At 69.7% G+C, this 17765-nt stretch carries 13 protein-coding genes; 6 read left to right on the forward strand and 7 right to left on the reverse strand.

The genetic code is table 11. From position 1 onward, the window contains the following. Nucleotides 1–2: 2 nt before the first annotated feature. The 4 genes from ACZ7OU_RS13820 to ACZ7OU_RS13835 form a co-directional block, all read right to left on the reverse strand. A complete protein-coding gene (locus tag ACZ7OU_RS13820; protein ID WP_470255256.1) occupies nt 3–215 on the reverse strand; it encodes a hypothetical protein in 213 nt (70 codons plus the stop codon). Between the two features lie 47 nt (nt 216–262). Then, nucleotides 263–1465, reverse strand: a complete 1203-nt coding sequence (locus ACZ7OU_RS13825; RefSeq protein ID WP_470255257.1) for an acyl-CoA dehydrogenase family protein — start codon at nt 1463–1465, stop codon at nt 263–265. Between the two features lie 20 nt (nt 1466–1485). Next, nucleotides 1486–2781 (reverse strand): acyl-CoA dehydrogenase family protein, encoded by a 1296-nt coding sequence (locus ACZ7OU_RS13830; protein ID WP_470255927.1) that lies wholly within the window; start codon nt 2779–2781, stop codon nt 1486–1488. A gap of 95 nt (nt 2782–2876) precedes the next feature. Further along, on the reverse strand, nt 2877–3674 hold the full coding sequence (locus ACZ7OU_RS13835; protein WP_470255258.1) for an SDR family NAD(P)-dependent oxidoreductase: 798 nt from the start codon (nt 3672–3674) through the stop codon (nt 2877–2879). A 101-nt stretch (nt 3675–3775) separates the two neighbouring features. Between ACZ7OU_RS13835 and ACZ7OU_RS13840 the strand changes: the two genes are divergently transcribed. Then, nucleotides 3776–4600 carry a helix-turn-helix transcriptional regulator gene (locus ACZ7OU_RS13840; RefSeq protein ID WP_470255259.1) on the forward strand — a complete coding sequence of 275 codons (825 nt, stop codon included), beginning with the start codon at nt 3776–3778 and terminating at the stop codon, nt 4598–4600. On the opposite strand, the gene ACZ7OU_RS13845 is transcribed toward ACZ7OU_RS13840, so the two are convergent. Then, on the reverse strand, nt 4595–5800 hold the full coding sequence (locus ACZ7OU_RS13845) for a low temperature requirement protein A (RefSeq protein ID WP_470255260.1): 1206 nt from the start codon (nt 5798–5800) through the stop codon (nt 4595–4597). The two genes, ACZ7OU_RS13840 and ACZ7OU_RS13845, sit on opposite strands and share 6 nt — an antisense overlap. A 150-nt stretch (nt 5801–5950) precedes the next feature. On the opposite strand from ACZ7OU_RS13845, the gene ACZ7OU_RS13850 reads away from it, so the two are divergent. Further along, nucleotides 5951–6811, forward strand: a complete 861-nt coding sequence (locus ACZ7OU_RS13850) for an effector-associated domain 2-containing protein (protein ID WP_470255261.1) — start codon at nt 5951–5953, stop codon at nt 6809–6811. A 6-nt stretch (nt 6812–6817) separates the two neighbouring features. Here the strand turns inward: ACZ7OU_RS13850 and ACZ7OU_RS13855 are convergent, their stop codons facing one another. Beyond that, a complete protein-coding gene (locus ACZ7OU_RS13855; RefSeq protein WP_470255262.1) occupies nt 6818–7996 on the reverse strand; it encodes a TetR/AcrR family transcriptional regulator in 1179 nt (392 codons plus the stop codon). Between the two features lie 147 nt (nt 7997–8143). Between ACZ7OU_RS13855 and ACZ7OU_RS13860 the strand changes: the two genes are divergently transcribed. From ACZ7OU_RS13860 to ACZ7OU_RS13875, 4 genes are all read left to right on the forward strand, one after another. Beyond that, a complete protein-coding gene (locus ACZ7OU_RS13860) occupies nt 8144–9355 on the forward strand; it encodes an acetyl-CoA C-acetyltransferase (protein ID WP_470255263.1) in 1212 nt (403 codons plus the stop codon). Nucleotides 9356–9363: 8 nt separating this feature from the next. Beyond that, nucleotides 9364–11535 (forward strand): 3-hydroxyacyl-CoA dehydrogenase NAD-binding domain-containing protein, encoded by a 2172-nt coding sequence (locus ACZ7OU_RS13865; RefSeq protein WP_470241566.1) that lies wholly within the window; start codon nt 9364–9366, stop codon nt 11533–11535. 106 nt (nt 11536–11641) lie between these two features. Then, entirely contained in the window at nt 11642–13978 is a 2337-nt protein-coding gene (locus ACZ7OU_RS13870; RefSeq protein WP_470255264.1) for a GH92 family glycosyl hydrolase, read from the forward strand. Nucleotides 13979–14071: 93 nt separating this feature from the next. Continuing rightward, nucleotides 14072–15607: a hypothetical protein gene (locus ACZ7OU_RS13875; RefSeq protein WP_470255265.1), complete on the forward strand. Its 1536-nt coding sequence runs from the start codon at nt 14072–14074 to the stop codon at nt 15605–15607. Nucleotide 15608: 1 nt separating this feature from the next. Here ACZ7OU_RS13875 and ACZ7OU_RS13880 read toward each other — a convergent pair whose 3' ends face one another. Then, a complete protein-coding gene (locus tag ACZ7OU_RS13880) occupies nt 15609–17660 on the reverse strand; it encodes an MMPL family transporter (protein WP_470255266.1) in 2052 nt (683 codons plus the stop codon). Between the last annotated feature and the right edge of the window lie 105 nt (nt 17661–17765).

Raw genomic sequence — 17765 nt, forward strand, 5'->3', positions numbered from 1 at the left:
GGTCAGCCCTCCAGAGCGTCGTAGGCACCGGCGTCCGCTTCGGTATCGGGCGCATCGCGCGCCGCGATCCGGGCGGCGAGTGCTTCGCGCGCTTCGTCGAGGGTCTTCGGTTGCTGCCGGGTTTTGTCCCAGCCTTCCGCAGCCCATTCTTCGGGCGTCTTGATCGGCGTGGAATCCCCAGGCTCATGGACGACGGTCTCGCTGTGTTCGGTCACGGTCGGCCTCCGGACCGCGAGGGTACCGGAGGCCGACCGCCCCGCGCTCACTTCAGCTCGGCGCTCGACTTCCCGAGAATTCTCCGGGCGACGATGAGCTGCTGAATCTGCTGCGTCCCCTCGAAAATGTCCAGAATTTTGGCGTCCCGGGCCCACTTCTCGAGCAAAGACTCTTCGCCGTAAGCCCCGGTCAGCTCGACGCACTTGAGCGCGATCTCGACGACCGAACGTCCCGCCTTGGCCTTCGCCATCGACGCCTGCAGCGAGTTCGGCTTGCGGTTGTCCGCCATCCACGCCGATTCCAGCGTCAGCAGGTAGGCCGACTCGTAGTCCGCCTCCAGGCGAAGGAACTCCGCCGCCGCCGCGTGCTGCGAGTTCGCCGGACGGTCGTAGTCGATCGAAACACCGGCCTCGGTGAGAATCCGGCGGGTCTCCTCCAACGCCGCCCGGGCCACGCCGATCGCCATCGCCGCCACCAGCGGACGGGTGTTGTCGAACGTCTGCATGACGCCCGCGAAACCCTTGGCCGTGTCGATTTCCGGCGTGCCCAGCAGGTTCTCCGCCGGCACGCGGCAGTTCTCGAAGCGCAGCACCGCCGTGTCCGAAGCGCGGATGCCGAGCTTGTGCTCGACGCGCACCACCTCGAAGCCCGGCGTGCCCTTCTCCACCACGAACGACTTGATCGCCGCGCGGCCCTTGGACTTGTCCAGCGTCGCCCAGACCACCACCGCGTCCGCGCGCTCGCCCGACGTCACGAAGATCTTCTCGCCGTTGAGGACGTAGTGGTCGCCGTCGAGGCGGGCCGTCGTGCTGACCGCCGCCGAGTCCGAGCCAAACTCGGGCTCGGTGATCGCCATCGCCGCCCACATGCCGGAGAAGCGTTCCAGCTGCTCGTCCGTCGCGACCGAGCCGATCGCGGCGTTGCCGAGGCCCTGGCGCGGCATCGACAGCAGTAGCCCGACGTCACCCCAGCACATCTCGATCGTGCCGAGGACCACGTTCAGGTTGGCGCCGTTGCGGTTGCCCTTTTCCTTGTCGGGACCGGAGCGCCGCACGCCGGCCGCGCCCGCGCCGCCCTCGCCGGAGGAGTTGAGCCCGTCCAGCAGCGCCGCGAACATGTCCAGCTCGCTGGGGTACGTGTGCTCCGCGCGGTCGTACTTGCGCGAGATCGGCCGGAACACCTCGGCCGCGGCCTGGTACGCCTGGTTGATCAGCGCGCCGGCCTTCTTGGGAGCTTCCAAGTTAATCATCGTTAACGCCTTTCCGAAGCCTAGAGAAGGACGGCGCCTTCCATGACGCCGATGGCGCGCAGGTCCCGGTACCAGCGCTCGACGGGGTGCTCCTTCACGAAGCCGTGCCCGCCCAGCAGCTGCACGCCCGCGCTGCCGATCTGCATGCCCTTGTCCACGGCGAGCTTCCGCGCCAGCGCGACTTCGCGGGCGTAGGGCTTGCCCTGCTCGGCCCGCGCCGCCGCGCGCAGCGTCACCAGCCGCAGGCCCTCCAGCTCGATCGCGATGTCGGCGACGGAGAACGCCACCGCCTGCCGGTGGCTGATCGGCTCGCCGAACGCCGTCCGCTCGTTGACGTACGGCACGACGTAGTCGAGGACGGCCTTCGCGGTGCCGGCGGCCAGCGCCGCCCAGCCCAGCCGCGAAAGCCGGACGAGGTCGGTGAAGACGTCGAGCTTTCCGCCGCCGAGCAGCGCGCCCGCGGGCAGGCTCACGCGCTCCAGGTGCAGCTTGCCGGTGGCGGCGCCGCGCAGGCCCATCGCCGGTTCGCTCTCGATGGTCACCCCGGCGTTCGACGACTCGACGAGGAACAGCGCCGGTCCGCGGCCTTCGAGGTCGGCCGACACGATGAACAGCTCGGCCTGCGCGGCGCGCGGGACCAGCGTCTTCACGCCGTCGAGCTGGTAGCCCTTCGGCGTGCGGCGCGCCTTCGTCGCGGGCTTGAACGGGTCGTAGAGCGCCTTCTGCTCCTGCAACGCCAGCGCCGCGGCGGGCACATTCTCGCCGACGAACGCGGGCAGGTAGTCGGCCTGCTGCTGCTCGTCACCCCAGCTGACCAGCGCGGTGCTCACCGCGGACGGCGCGAGCACGGCCACGGCCAGGCCGAGGTCGCCGTGCGCGAGCGCTTCCGCGACGAGCGCGTTGGTGACGACCGAGCGTTCGACGCCGACCCCGCCGAGCTCCTCCGGGATGCCGACCAGGCTGATGCCCAGCTCGGCGGCCCGGGTCAGCAGGCCTTCGGGCGCCTCGAGCTTGGCGTCGGCGTCCGCGGCGGCCGGGCGCAGCTGCTCGGCGGCGAACTCCGTCACGGTCTCGACGATGAGCTGCTGGTCCTCGCTCGGCGTGAGGTCGAACAGTCCGGTGTCGCCGGCCGGCGTGAGCCGGGCGGGCTTGCCCAGCTTCTGCACCGACTTGAACGACCGGGTCGCCGCGCCGGCGGCGCGGAAGCCGGTGCGCGTCCCCGCGGTGACCAGGCCTTCGATGGGCTTGCGCAGCCCCGCCCGATCGACGACCTTGCTCCCGGCCAGCCGGGTCAGCGCGGACAGGCCCCAGCCCATCGCGTCCCGTTTCCTTGGCGCAGCCATGTGGCCCTCCATCCGTTACCTACTCGTGAGTAGGTTAACGCGGGAGTCGCTTCGGCGCCAGTGTGGGCTCACTTACGAGTGAGCCGGACCGAGATCTCCCACAGCTCCCGGGCGTCGCCGTGGTCCCGGCGTCGCTCGAGCCGGGGCCGCCCGCCGTTGCGCCCGCCCGGGCCGACGTACGCGTTGCCGGAGACGTCCTCGGTCGCGGCGAACAGGATGGGCAGCGCGCCGTACTCGGCCTTTCGCTGCGCGATCACCGGGTAGAGCGCCTTCAGCGCCATGGCCTGGACGCCGCTGTAGTTCCGGTCGATCCCGGTCCGCGCGACGCCGGGGTGGGCGGCAACCGCACGGACGCCGCTCCCGGATGCGGTCAGCCGCCGCTGCAGCTCTTGGGTGAACAGCAGGTTCGCCAGCTTCGACTGCGCGTACGCGCCCATCTTCGAGTAGCGGCGGCGCTCCCAGTTCAGGTCGTCGAGACGGAGCCGTCCCATCCGCGACAGTCCGGACGAGACGGTAACGACCCGTCCTGTCAGGTGCGGCCGCAGCAGGGTCGTCAGCAGGAACGGCCCGAAGTGGTTGACGGCCATGTGCGTCTCGAAGCCGTCGGCGGTCTTCCCGTAGGGCACGGCCATGACCCCGGCGTTGTTGACCAGGACGTCGACGTCGCCGGTCCAGCCGGCAGCGAACTCGCGCACCGAAGCCAGGTCGGCGAGGTCGAGGCGCCGGACCTCGGTGTCGCCCGGCGGCGGCGTGACGCGGGCGGGGTCGCGCACGGCGAGGACGACCCGGTGACCCCGGGCGGCGAGCTCGCGGGCGGTGAGAGCGCCGAGGCCGCCGCCGGCGCCGGTGATCAGATAAGTGGTCATGGCTTCAGCGTCGCCGCGCTCGCGGCGACCCGGCAGAGTGCGCCGATCGGGGGATCGGCGATCCCTGGGTGTGCGCGGCCCGGACGTCGATAATCGATCGCGTGAACCGTGCCGAGCTCGCCGACTTCCTGCGTCGCCGTCGCGAGGCTTTGCGCCCCGAGGACGTCGGGCTGCCGCTCGGGCAGCGCCGCCGCACGTCCGGGCTGCGACGCGAGGAGGTCGCGACGCTCTCGGGGATGTCCACCGACTACTACACGCGGCTGGAGCAGCGGCGCGGGCCGCGGCCGTCGGAGCAGATGCTGGCCGCGATCGCCCGCGGCCTGCGGCTCACCCTGGACGAGCGCGACCACCTGTTCCGGCTGGCCGGGCACACGGCGCCGTCCCGGGTGTCGCGCGCGGACCACGTCAGCCCGGCGCTGATGCGCGTGCTGGACCGGCTGCACGACACTCCCGCGCAGGTGATGTCGAACCTCGGCGAGACGCTGGTGCAGAACCGGCCGGCCCAGGCGCTGCTCGGGGACGAGACCGGCCACACTGGGCCCGCGCGCAGCGCCGCCTACCGGTGGTTCACCGACCCGGCGGAGCAGCTGCTCTACCCGCCCGCGGACCGCACGCGTCACGCCCGGTTCCTGGTGGCGACGCTGCGCGCGGCTTCGGGCACCGATCCCCGGGCCGCAGAGCTGGCGCGGTTGCTGCTCGCGAAGAGCGCGGAGTTCGCGAAGCTGTGGGAGGCGCACGAGGTCTCGGTGCCGTTCGAACGGCGCAAGACGATCGTGCACCCGGGTCTCGGCGAGATCGCGCTCGACTGCCAGCTGCTCTTCACCGACGACCTCGCGCAGCTGCTGCTGGTGTTCACCGCGACGCCCGGCACCGAGGACGCGGAGAAGCTGCAGCTGCTCTCGGTCGTCGGCCCGGAGCTGTTATGAGTGCTCGGTGTGCACCTGCCGCCGCCACTCGGCGAACCGGAGGCGTTCGAAGCCGATGAGCCCGAGCACGAGCCCGGCGACGACCAGGAGCAGCACGGCGGCGGGCACGTGCTCCAGCAACGGCGTCGCCGCGACCAGCAGGACGCCCAGCGTCAGACGTTGGACGTTCCAGCTGCCGAGGTTGCGCTTGCGCAGGGCGCTCAGCGCGATCAGGTAGAGCGCGAGGCCGCCGGTCAGCGCCCAGATCGGCACGCCGTGCAGCGCTTCGCCGGGTGTGTGGTGTTCGGTGTCGGCGATGTAGAGGAAGGCCTTCTTCAGGCCGAGGGCGACGAGCACGATCCCGGCGATCAGCGGCAGGTGCAGGAAGGTGTAGGAGTCGGTGGCGAGCTTCGTGCGTTCGGTGCCGGTCGCCTGGGTCAGCCGATGCTCGGAGACGCGCGCGACGACGTCGAAGTACGTCCACCACATCCCGGCGGCCAGCGCGAGCCCGCACACGGCGGCCCCGGTGACCAGCCACGACATCGGCAGCGCGCCGATCCCGATGCCGATCGCGACGATCGACTCCCCGAGCGCGATGATCACGATCAGCCCGAACCGCTCGGCGAAGTGCGCGGGAGAGTTCAGCCGCCACCCATCGGGTCCGGCGAGGTAGACGTTGAGGTAGTCGGCCAGCAGCGCGACGACCCACAGTCCCAGCTGCCACGGCCCGCTCAGCGCGGTGCTGACGGCAAGCAGCACGACGCTCGGCAACAGTCCGACGAACATCCGCAGCAGGACCTTGCGCAACCCGGGATCATGCCGCGCGGCCCCGAGGTAGGCGACGAGGTGCAGCAGCCGCACGAGCGCGTAACAGGCGACGAAGAGCACCGGAGCGAACAGCCCGCCGGGGAAGTCGACGAAGGCCTCGGGGATGGTGAGCGAGACGAGGAACATGACGGTCATGGCCCCGAACATCGCGAGCCGAGCGATCCCGTGGTCGACGTGGATGGTGGTCCCGAGCCAGGCATAGGAGCACCAGCACCACCACAGGACGGCGAGCATGACGATCCCCTGCCCGACGCCCATGGGGCTCAGGTGGTCGGCCATCAGCTGGGTGGTCTGGGTGATGGCGTAGACGAAGACCAGGTCGAAGAAGAGCTCGATGGTGGAGACGCGGTGGTCCTCATCCGCGCTAACCAGGTGCAGGCGTCTCGTGGGCACGCCGAATTATGGACGAAACAAGGACAAGGAGGACCGGTTTCCCGGTAACGCTGTGCGCGAACATGGCCGACGGTGCACGCGTCTGGGACAATCGAGACGGGACGGGGAGGTGTCGTGGATTCACTTCCGGCTGCGCACCACAGAACGATCATGGCCGTCGACATCGCCGGCTACAACGACCCCGGCCGCACGATGGCCCACCTGCGCGAGGTGCACGAAGGGCTCTGGTCGGTCCTCAAAGGCAGCTTCGCCGAGACAGGCGTCCCATGGGACGTCTGCTTCGTCGAGAACACCGGCGATGGCGCGATGATCCTGCTGCCCCCGGAAATCGCGAAGGCGGATCTCGTCGCCCAGTTGCCCGAACGCATGCACGCCGAATTGCGTCGCTACAACACTGTGCATTCCGAGGCGGCGCGGATCCAGCTGCGGGTCGCCCTCAATGCCGGCGAAGTCCAGCAAGCCAGTCACGGTTCGGTCAGCAAGGCCGTCAGCTTCACGTTCCGCGTGCTTGACGCTTCGGCGGCGAAGGCCGCGCAGAAGGCCACCGGCGCAGACCTGGCACTGCTGGCGTCCGACACGTTCTACAACGACGTGGTGTCCCAGGACCCGGCCGCGGCTCCCGGCGAGTACGCGCGGATCCCGGTGTCGGTCAAGGAAACCAGCACGGTCGCGTGGCTGCGTCTCCTGGGAGTGTCGGAGGTTCGCCGCCCGGTGCCCCGCGAACCGGTGCCCGACTTCACCGCGCTCGTCGAAACGCTCATGGACGTCCCGTGGGTCCGCAACAGCGACAGCCGCCGGCTGCTGCTGGAGATGTTTCCCCGCCGCGAAATCGCGTCCCAGGTGTCGTACTACCCGCAAGATCGGTTGCACGTGATCGCGCTGGCGAAAACGTGTCTCCGCTTCACGGACGGCCTGCGGTGCCTGCTCGACGTGGTGCTGACGATCGATCCCGACTCCCCGGAGGTCGTGCGGCTGGCCGAGCTGATCGGGCGGTGGCCGGAGGACCGCTGACCCGACTCAGGCGATGCCCAAGACCGTGTGCAGCAACGTCGTCAGTTCGGCTTCGAAGTTCGGCCGGGTCGCCAGCCGGCGGGTTCGGGCCAGGTCGTTAGCGATCGTTAGCGCCGCGTGCACCGTGATCTTCGCTTCGCGCGGGGGTAGTGATGGGCGGACTGCCGAGAGCAGTGTGACCCACTGGGCCACGTAATCCCGTTGCACCCGCAGCAGATCAGCCTTGTCGCGGTCCGGCATCGTCACGCGGTCGGTCGAAAACGACACCAGCAGCTCCGGCGTGTGCAAAATCGTGTGCACGTACGACGCCGCCAGACGGCGCAGGGCGGAGTGCTCGTCCGACGTCTGCAGTGCCCTCTCCGCCGCCAGGGCCAACCGGTCCGCCGCGCGGTGGCCGATCGCCACCATCAAAGCCGCCTTGCTCGGGAAGTGCCGATACACGCTCGGGCCCGCGATGCCCGCCGCCGCTCCGATGTCCTCCATGCTCACGTCGTGGAAGCCTCGCTGGGCGAACAACGTCGTCGCCTCCGCCAGGACCTGCTCGCGGCGGGAGGGAGTACCCAGGCTGAGCGCAGACGGAGGTGGCGGTGAGGACGGCGTCGGGAGTGTGGCGTTCAGCACACCCAGGGCCAGCTCCACCAGCAATGCAGCGAACCGGCGGCGCGCCACCGACGTGTGGTGGACCGACACGCTGCCGAACACCGACAGTGCTCCCCAGCACAACAGCTCGGCGTCTTCGGTGGGCAAGTCAGGGCGCTGGACCAGCAGCGCCTTCGACCATGCCGTCAGCGCCAACGTCGAACGGCGGGCGATCTCCCGCTGGTCCTCCTTGGGCAGGTGACGCCCCTCCCAGCGCCACAACGCCGCTATCTCACGGCGTTCGACGGCCTGTGTCGCGAGCCGGCCGAGGAGGGATTCCAGCTGGTCAACAGGGGAAACCGAGTCCGACAACGCCTCCGCCGTCGCTGCCTCCAGGTCCTCGAAGCCGCTCAGGACCACGTACGCCAGGATCGCCTGCTTGTCCGCGAAGTGCCGGTACAGCGCCGGCCCCGTGACGCCCGCCGCGTCCGCTATGTCCTTGATGCCTACTCCGGGGAACCCTCGCGCGCGGAACAGCTCCGCCGCCACCGCGGCCAGCTGGGCCTTGCGGTCGCGGGGGCGCGCACTTCGCACAGAGTCGGTCATCGTGAAAGAACGATAGCGGCTAACGGCACACCTGCAACCCATTGACACCTTGGGGTTATCCGGCGATATGTTAATGGCCATTAGCACTACCGGTCGGTATCATCGGCCACGGAACGACGACGTCCACCGCTCGCGAGGAGAGGTTCTGTGAGTAGCGAGGCCTACATCTACGAGGCGATCCGCACGCCTCGCGGCAAGAACAAGGGCGGTGCCCTGCACGGCACCAAGCCGGTCGACCTGGTGGTCGGCCTGATCGAAGAGCTCAAGGTCCGCCACCCGAACCTCGACCCCGCGGTGATCGACGACGTCGTACTCGGCGTCGTCTCCCCGGTCGGCGAGCAGGGCGCGGTCATCGCGCGCACCGCCGCGCTGAACGCGGGCCTGCCCGAGACCGTCGCCGGTGTGCAGCTCAACCGCTTCTGCGCCTCCGGCCTGGAAGCCACCAACACCGCCGCGCAGAAGGTCCGTTCCGGCTGGGACAACCTGATCATCGCCGGCGGCGTCGAGTCGATGTCGCGCGTGCCGATGGGCTCCGACGGCGGCGCGCTGTTCATGGACCCGGCCACCGCGTACGACAATTACATCGTCCCGCAGGGCACCGGCGCCGACCTGATCGCGACTATCGAGGGCTTCTCGCGCGAGGACGTCGACCGCTGGGCCGTCCGCTCGCAGGACCGCGCCGAGGCTGCCTGGTCCGGCGGTTACTTCGCCAAGTCCGTCGTCCCGGTCAAGGACATCAACGGCGTCACGGTCCTCGACCACGACGAGCACCGCCGTCCCGGCTCCACCGTCGAGAGCCTCGGCAAGCTCAAGCCCGCCTTCGCCGGCATCGGCGAGCTGGGCGGCTTCGACGCCGTCGCGCTGCAGAAGTACCACTCGGTCGAGCGCATCAACCACGTCCACACCGGCGGCAACTCCTCCGGCATCGTCGACGGCGCCGCGCTGGTGCTCGTCGGCTCCGAGCAGATCGGCAAGACCTTCGGGCTGACGCCGCGCGCCCGGATCGTGGCGACCGCGTCGATCGGCTCCGAGCCGACGATCATGCTCACCGGCCCGACTCCGGCCACCGAAAAAGTCTTGAAGACCGCGGGCCTCAAGCCCGAGGACATCGACCTGTGGGAGCTCAACGAGGCGTTCGCGTCCGTCGTGCTCAAGTGGATCAAGGACCTGCACCTCGACGAGGACAAGGTCAACGTCAACGGCGGCGCGATCGCCATGGGTCACCCGCTCGGCGCCACCGGCGCGATGCTGGTCGGCACCGTGGTCGACGAGCTCGAACGCCGCCAGGCGCGCCGCGCCCTGGTGACCCTGTGCATCGGCGGCGGCATGGGCGTCGCGACCATCATCGAGCGGGTGTGAGGACCACAATGGCCGAGAGCAAGACCATCCGCTGGGAGCAGGACTCCGACGGGATCGTCACCCTGACCCTCGACGACCCGAAGCAGTCGGCGAACACGATGAACGCCGACTTCCGCGAGTCGCTCGGCGTGACCGTGGACCGCCTGGAGGCCGAGAAGGACTCCATCACCGGCGTCGTCATCACGTCCGCCAAGAAGACCTTCTTCGCCGGCGGCGACCTGAACGACCTCATCCAGGCGAAGCCCGAGAACGCGGTCGAGTTCACCGAGTCGTCCGGCCTGATGAAGGGCCAGATGCGCCGCATCGAGCAGCTCGGCAAGCCGGTCGTCGCGGCGATCAACGGCGCCGCGCTCGGCGGTGGCCTCGAGATCGCGCTGGCGACGCACCACCGCATCGCCGCCGACGTCAAGGGCAGCCAGATCGGCCTGCCCGAGGTGACGCTGGGCCTGCTGCCCGGCGGCGGCGGTGTCGTGCGCACTGTCCGATTGCTGGGTATCCAGAGTGCGCTGCTGAACGTCCTGCTGCAGGGCCAGCGCCACCGCCCGGCCAAGGCGCTCGAGCTCGGCCTCGTGCACGAGTTGGTCGGCACCGTCGAGGAGCTCGTCCCCGCCGCGAAGGCGTGGATCAAGGCGAACCCCGAGGGCGGCGTCCAGCCCTGGGACGTCAAGGGTTACAAGATCCCCGGCGGCACGCCGTCGAACCCGAGCTTCGCGGCCAACCTCCCGGCGTTTCCGGCGAACCTGCGCAAGCAGATCAAGGGCGCGAACATGCCGGCGCCGCGCGCGATCCTGGCCGCCGCGATCGAGGGTGCGCAGGTCGACTTCGACACCGCGATCCTGATCGAGACGCGCTACTTCATCAGCCTCGCCACCGGCCAGGTCTCGAAGAACATGACGAAGGCGTTCTTCTTCGACCTGCAGACCATCAACTCCGGCGGTTCGCGGCCGGACGGCTTCGAGAAGTACACGGCCAAGAAGGTCGGTGTCCTGGGCGCCGGGATGATGGGCGCCGCGATCGCGTACGTGTCGGCGAAGGCCGGCATCGACGTCGTCCTCAAGGACGTCTCGCTCGAGGCGGCCGAGAAGGGCAAGGGCTACGCGGCCAAGCTCGAGCAGAAGGCCCTTTCGCGCGGCAAGACCACGCAGGAGAAGTCCGACGCGTTGCTGGCGAAGATCAAGCCGACCGGTGACCCGGCCGACTTCGCGGGTGTCGACTTCGTGATCGAGGCCGTGTTCGAGAGCGTCGAGCTCAAGCACAAGGTGTTCGGCGAGATCGAGAGCGTCGTCAACGCCGACGCGGTACTGGGTTCCAACACCTCGACGTTGCCGATCACCACCCTCGCCGAGGGCGTGCAGCGGACCGAGGACTTCATCGGGATCCACTTCTTCTCGCCGGTGGACAAGATGCCGCTGGTCGAGATCATCTGCGGCGAGAAGACGTCGCCGGCGACGCTGGCGAAGGTCTTCGACTACACGCTGCAGATCAAGAAGACGCCGATCGTCGTCAACGACAGCCGCGGCTTCTTCACCTCGCGCGTCATCGGCACGTTCATCAACGAGGCCGTCGCCGCGCTGGGCGAGGGCGTCGAGCCGGCGTCGATCGAGCAGGCGGGTTCGCAGGCCGGCTATCCGGCGCCGCCGCTGCAGCTGATGGACGAACTGACGCTGACGCTGCCGCGCAAGATCCGCAAGGAGACCCGCGAGGCGATCGAAGCCGCCGGTGGCACGTGGAAGGCGCACGCGTCGGAAGGCGTCATCGACCGGATGGTCGACGAGTTCGACCGCAAGGGCCGCTCGACGGGCGCGGGCTTCTATTCCTACGGCGAGGACGGCAAGCGGACCGGGCTGTGGCCGGGGCTGCGCGACGCGTTCAAGTCGGGCTCGGTCGAGGTGCCGTTCGAGGACCTCAAGGAGCGGATGCTGTTCGCCGAGGCGCTCGAGACGGTGAAGTGCTTCGACGAGGGCGTCCTGACGTCGGTCGCCGACGCCAACATCGGTTCGATCTTCGGCATCGGCTTCCCGGCGTGGACGGGTGGCGTCATCCAGTACATCAACCAGTACGAGGGTGGCCTGCAGGGCTTCGTCGACCGGTCGCGTGAGCTCGCGGCCCGGTACGGCGACCACTTCGAGCCGCCGCAGTCCCTGGTGGACAAGGCCGCCAAGGGCGAGATTTACGAATAAGAGCTGGACGTCGAAGGCCGTCACTTCGGTGGCGGCCTTCGTCGTGTCCGACTGTTTGTCCGCTCCAGTTCGCCCGGCGGCCATTAACGCGGGTTAACCTCCGCCCATGCGCCGTCCCGTCACGGTGGCACTGGCCGCCGCAATGCTCGCCTCGACGTTGACAACGATGTCAGCCGCCGCTGCTGACCTGAGTCCTGCCGACTTCGTCGATCCGCTGATCGGCTCCGCCGGGGACGGCAACACCTATCCCGGCGCCACCGCGCCGTTCGGGATGCTCGCCTGGAGCCCCACCAGCACGCGCGGGGACCAGACGAGCACCGGTGCCGCCAACGGCTACCAGTACGACACCACCCGCGTCCGCGGCTTCGCGTTAACGCACGTTAACGGCGCTGGCTGCAACCCCGGCGCCGCGGGTGACGTGCCGATCCTGCCCTTCGTCGGCGACGTCACCTCCTCGCCGACCGCGGACAGCGCCGACGCCGTCTACGCGAGCAACTTCAGCCACGCCGACGAAGCAGCGTCGCCGGGACGGTACCGTCTCGGCCTGGCCAACGGCGTCACGAGCGACGTCGCCGCCACCGAACGCACGGCCATCGGCACCCTGCAGTACCCCGCGGGCAAACCCGCCAGCCTGCTGTTCCGGACGTCGAACTCCCTCAACGGCAGCGAAGACGCCGAGACCCACATCGACGCACAGCACGGGACCGTCACCGGGTCCGTCCTCACCGGCGCGTTCTGCGGCCGCCGCGCGAATGGCGGCGTCAACAACCGCAAGTCCTACTACCGCCTGTACTTCACGGCGCGGTTCGACCAGCCCGTCACCGGCACCGGGACGTGGAAGGACGCGACGCTGCAGCCCGGCGGCACGGACCAGACCGGCGGCGAGGGCTACGCGACCGGCAAGGACCGCGCCGGACGCGGCTCCGGCGGCTACGTCACGTTCGCGCCCGGCAGCAAGGTCACCATGCGGCTCGCGATCTCCTACGTCTCCCTCGAAGGCGCGGAACGCAACCTGCGCGCCGAGCAGAACAGCAAGTCGACAGTGGACACCATCGCGGACAAGACCAAGAAAGCCTGGAACGCCGAGCTGAGCCGGATCGACGTCGCGGGCGGCACCGCCAACCAGCGCGTCGTCTTCACCACCGCGCTCTACCACGGGCTGCAGCAGCCCAACCTCGTCAGCGACGTCGACGGCCAGTACCTGGGGATGGACCAGAAGCTCCACCGCGTCGAACGCGGACAGGACGCGCAGTACTCCAACTTCTCCGGCTGGGACCAGTACCGCGCGCAGATCCAACTGCTGGCCCTGCTCGAACCGCGCGTCGCCGGGAACTTCGCGCAGTCGCTCTACAACTACGCGAAGCAGAACGACGGCGTCTGGGACCGCTGGGTGCACGTCAACGGCGCGACGCACGTCATGACCGGCGATCCGTCGGCGGCGACGATCGCGACGTTCTACGCGATGGGTGTCCGCAACTTCGACTACCGCGGCGCGTTCGACTCGCTGTACAAGCAGGCGACAGTCCCGCGTCCCGAGGGGTTGCAGGACGGCGGCTGCCCCGGCCAGTGCGTCGGCCAGCGGCCCAACCTCGCGCAGTACTTGACGTCCCACTACGCGCCAAACGATGTCTGCCACTGCTGGGGCGGCGCCGCCGAGACGCTGGAAGACGCCGTCGCCGACTCCGCAATCGGACATTTCGCAGAGCTGCTGGGCCGCACTCGCGAAGCTGCGGAGCTGCGGGCCCGGGGTGCGTACTGGCGAAATGTCTTCAACCCGGAGACCGGCTACACCCAGGCCCGCAACGTCGACGGCAGCTGGGTGACGCCGTTCGACCCGGCGAGCGACCGCGGCTTCGCCCAGGGCAGCGCGGCCGCCTACACCTGGATGGTCCCGCAGGACGTCTCCGGGCTCGCCGACGCGATGGGCGGCAAGGCGAACGCCGTCACCCGGCTCGACGGCTTCTTCCACGACGCGAACGGCAACTGGCAGCTCAAGGGCGGCGGCCCGCTCAAGTACGACCCGACCAACGAGCCCGACATCCACGCGCCGTGGCTGTACGACGAGCTCGGGCAGCCGTGGAAGACGCAGGAAACCGTGCGGCAGCTGGTGAACTCCGTCTACGGGATCGGGCCGTCCGGGCTCCCCGGCAACGACGACCTCGGCACGATGTCCGCCTGGTACGTCTTCGCGACGCTTGGGATCTACCCGCGGACGCCGGGCTCGGGCGAACTGCTGCTCTCGAGTCCACTGTTCCCGAGCGCGGTCATCCGGCCGGCGGGCGGCGCGCCGATCCGGATCACGACGTCGGGCAGCGGGAAGTACATCGCCGATGTGCGCCGAGGCGGCAGGCCACAGCGCGATTGGAAGGTCGACGCCTCGTTCCTGCGCGGCGGAAGCCTGGACTTCCGGCTGTCCGAGACGCCGACAACGTGGGGGAGCTGATCGTCACCCGATCGGGCTGAATGCATTCAGCGACCCGGCCGTGGCAGGTACTGTCTCGACTTTCCTGCCACGGCACAAGGGAGTCCTGGAGAGGTGACAGAACCCGTTCATCAGACGATCTTCCTGGTCGACGTCAAGGGATACGGCGCGAAAGAACGGACGAACGACGACCGTCTCGTGCTGAAGAAAGGCCTGAACCAGGCGCTCGCCGCCGCGTTCTTGGATGCCGGCGTGCAGTGGAACGGCCTCAGGCGACAGGACAGCGGTGACGGCTGGTTCGTCCTCGTTCCCGTCGACGCCGGCAAACGGTTCCTGGTCGAACGGTTCCCGCGCGTCCTCGCGGCGGCGATTCGCGACCACAACGCGGCGAACCGGGAACAGGCGTGGATGCGAGTCCGGACGGTGCTGAGTGCCAGTGAAGTCGCCGCGAGCGAACACGGCGGCGTGACGTCACCGGCGATCATCACGGCCGCCCGTCTGCTCGACGCGCGTGCGCTGAAGAAAGCGCTCGCCGGTTCCCAAGGTGTCCTGGTCCTCGGCACTTCCGCTTGGTTCCACACCGAAGTCGTCCGGGCCAGTGCGGCCGCGGACGCCGACACCTACCGGCGGATCAAGGTCAAGGAGAAGGAAACCCGGGAGCACGCCTGGATCGCGCGGCCGGACCACCCGTATCCGCCGAAGCGGGCACGGGCCGCCGTGAACCCGCGCATTCCGTTGCTCGCCGGGATCGTGGCGGTCGCGCTCCTCGCTGTCGGCTACCTGGTGTTAACGCCCACTAACCCTCCCGCCGAGCCCGGCGAGTCGATCGTCGGCGCGCCCCGCACCGCGGACCCCTGCGCGGTGACCTTCCCCGACGCACTCGGCGGGTACGGCGTGGTCGAGCAGTCGGACGACTACGGCAACTTCAACCGCTGCGACGCCCTGGTGTACCCGTCCGGGGATCGCGCGAACTACATCGATGTCAGCGTCGAGTTCGCCGCCGGTGCCGCGGATCCCTTGCCGGTCCAGTGGGACGGCGGGTTCGGCCTCCAGCGGCCGGCCGCCGAACCGGGCCACTGCACCAGGATCCTGCTCCTGCCGGACGCCGGCACCCGGCTGGTCGTCGACGCCGACGGCGACCCCGCGGGGACGCACGACTTCTGCGGGATGGCCGAAGCGGCCGCCACCCGCGCCCGGATCGCTCTGGGCAACGGCCAGGTGCCGCGGCGCCAGCTTCCCGCGGGTTCCTTGGCGGGCAAGGACGCCTGCGCGTTGCTGGACACCGCGGCGACGACCGAGGCGCTCGGGACCGGGCCGGTGGAGCGGCTTCCCGGGTTCGCGAACTGGGCCTGCGACTGGAACTACACTGACCGGCCCGGGCTGGTGAAGGTGCTCTTCGACCGGACCGCCGCCGAGATCCGGCAACCGGGGACGCCGCTGCGGCTGGGAAAGTTCGGCGCCCGGGTGCAACCGCAGGAGCGCGGCGACACCAGCTGCACCGTGACCATCGCCTACCGGAACTACGTCGACACCAAGGGCCAGCGGACGGACGAGCTGGCGGTGGTCGACGTGGACAAGAGCGACGCGCGGCCGGAGGACCTGTGCGCCCCCGCGCGAACACTGGCGGCCGTGGTGGCGAAGCGGCTCTGAGTCACGGTTCCAGCGCGAGGTGCGGCAGCCGGCGGTCCAGCCACCGCGGCAGCCACCACGCGCGTTCGCCGAGCAGCCGCATGATCGCCGGGACGAGCAGGCAGCGGATCACCAGCGCGTCCAGCAGCACCGCGACCGCCAGGCCGAGGCCGAACTGCGCGAGCATCCGCGACGGGTCGAGCAGGAACGCGCCGAACACCAGCACCATGATCGCGCCGGCCGCGGTGATCACGCCGCCGGTCGACGCGAGGCCTTCGCGCACCGCGAGCCGCGCGTCGCCGGTGCGCCGCCACTCCTCGTGCATGCGCGACACCAGGAACACCTCGTAGTCCATCGACAGTCCGAACACGATCGCGAAGATCATCACCGGCACGAACGCCTCGATCGGGCCGGGCTGCGCGCCGAACCAGCCGTCGCCGAACACCAGCGTCATGACGCCCAGCGAGGCGCCGATGCTCAGCAGGTTCAGCAGCGCCGCCTTGAGCGGGATGAGGATCGACCGGAAGACGACCATCAGCAGCAACGCGGACAGCCCGACGACGACCAGCACGAACAGCGGCAGCCGGTCGGCGACGGCGTCGGCGAAGTCCGTCGCGGCCGCGACCGAGCCGCCGACCAGGTAGTGCCCGGGGAGTGCCGGCAGGACGTCGGTGCGCAGGCGCGTCACCAGCTCGGCGGTCGCCTCGTCCTGGGGTGACGTCGTCGGGAACACGAGGACAGTCCCGTTAACCGGCGTTAACGCACGCGCGACTCCGGGCGTCGAGGCCAGCTTCTGCTGTAGTGCGCCGGCGTCGCCGTCTTCGGTGACGATCGCGAGCGGCCCGGTGAAGCCCGGCCCGAAGCCCTCAGCCAGCAGGTCGTACGCCTGCCGCGTCGTCGATCCGGCCGGGTCGGTGCTCGCGTCGGCGAACCCGAGCCGCATGCCCGCGGCCGGAATGGACAGCCCGACGAGGAGGACCAGGCCGATCGCGAGCGGAGCCAGCGGACGCCGCTGGACGCCGTCGGCGAGCCGTCGCCACGCCTTGCCGTGCTCGCGGCGGACGGCGTGTTTCCGGATGCCGCGCTCGAGCCGCTTGCCGAACAGCGAGAGCAACGCGGGCAGGAGCGTCACCGACGCGAGCATCGTCATCAACACGGTGAGCGCGACGGCCAGCGCCACCCCGCGCAACCCGCCGAGCCCGAGTGCGAGCAGGCCGAGCAGCGCGATGATCACCGTCGTCCCGGCGAACAGCACCGAGCGCCCGGCGGTGTCGAGCGCCCGCCGAGCGGCCGCGTCTCGTTCGTAGCCGGCGAGGATCTCGCTTCGGTAGCGGGAGAAGATCAGCAGCGCGTAGTCGACGCCGACGCCGAACCCGACCAGCATCATCAGCGGCGCGGTGTAGCTCGCGATGTCGACGAAGTGCGAGACGACCGTGATCACGCCGAGCGTGCTGCCGACCGCGAACACCGCGGTGAGCACCGGCAGCCCGGCTGCGAGCAGCGAGCGGAACAGGAACACGAGGATGACCAGCGCGGCGAGCAGCCCGACGCCTTCCGCGGGTCCGCCGCCTCCCGAGATCCGCTCGATGGGATCGCCGGCGAGCGCGACGGTCACCGGTCCGGCTTGTTTCGCGGTGTCGGCGAACTTGACGATGTCGTCGTAGGGGAGGTCTGTCGACGCCGCGTCGAAGGTGACGGTCGCGTAGCCGATCCGGCCGTCGGGCGACAGCGTCTCGAACGGCCCGGTCACCGACCGCACGTGCGGCTGCAATCGGACATTTCGCAGAGTGTTTTCGACCGCGGCGCGCTGCGTCGCGAGCCCGTTGTCCTCCTTGAACACGATCTGCGCGCTCGCCCCGGACTGTGCGGTGTTCTTCAGGAGGTCGACGACTTGCTGGGACTCGGTACCGGGCAGCGAGTTGTCGTCGTGGAACGCGCTGCCGGTGAGGCGGGAGGTGAACGTGACGCCGATGAGGACCAGCGCCCAGAGTGCGACGGCGAGCCACCGGTGGCGCTGCGCCCAGCCGGCCACGCGGGCCAGCCTTCCCCCAGTGGGGCGAGTGATGGTGTCCATGGGGGACAAGGATTCGCCGCGAGGGCACTACTTCGCGTCGCGCAGCGGAGGACACTTGCCGTGCTCCCGGCGGTGTCCCTTACGGCGCATCCCGTACTCCCGGGG

This window comes from Amycolatopsis sp. NPDC114505 (assembly GCF_055633615.1).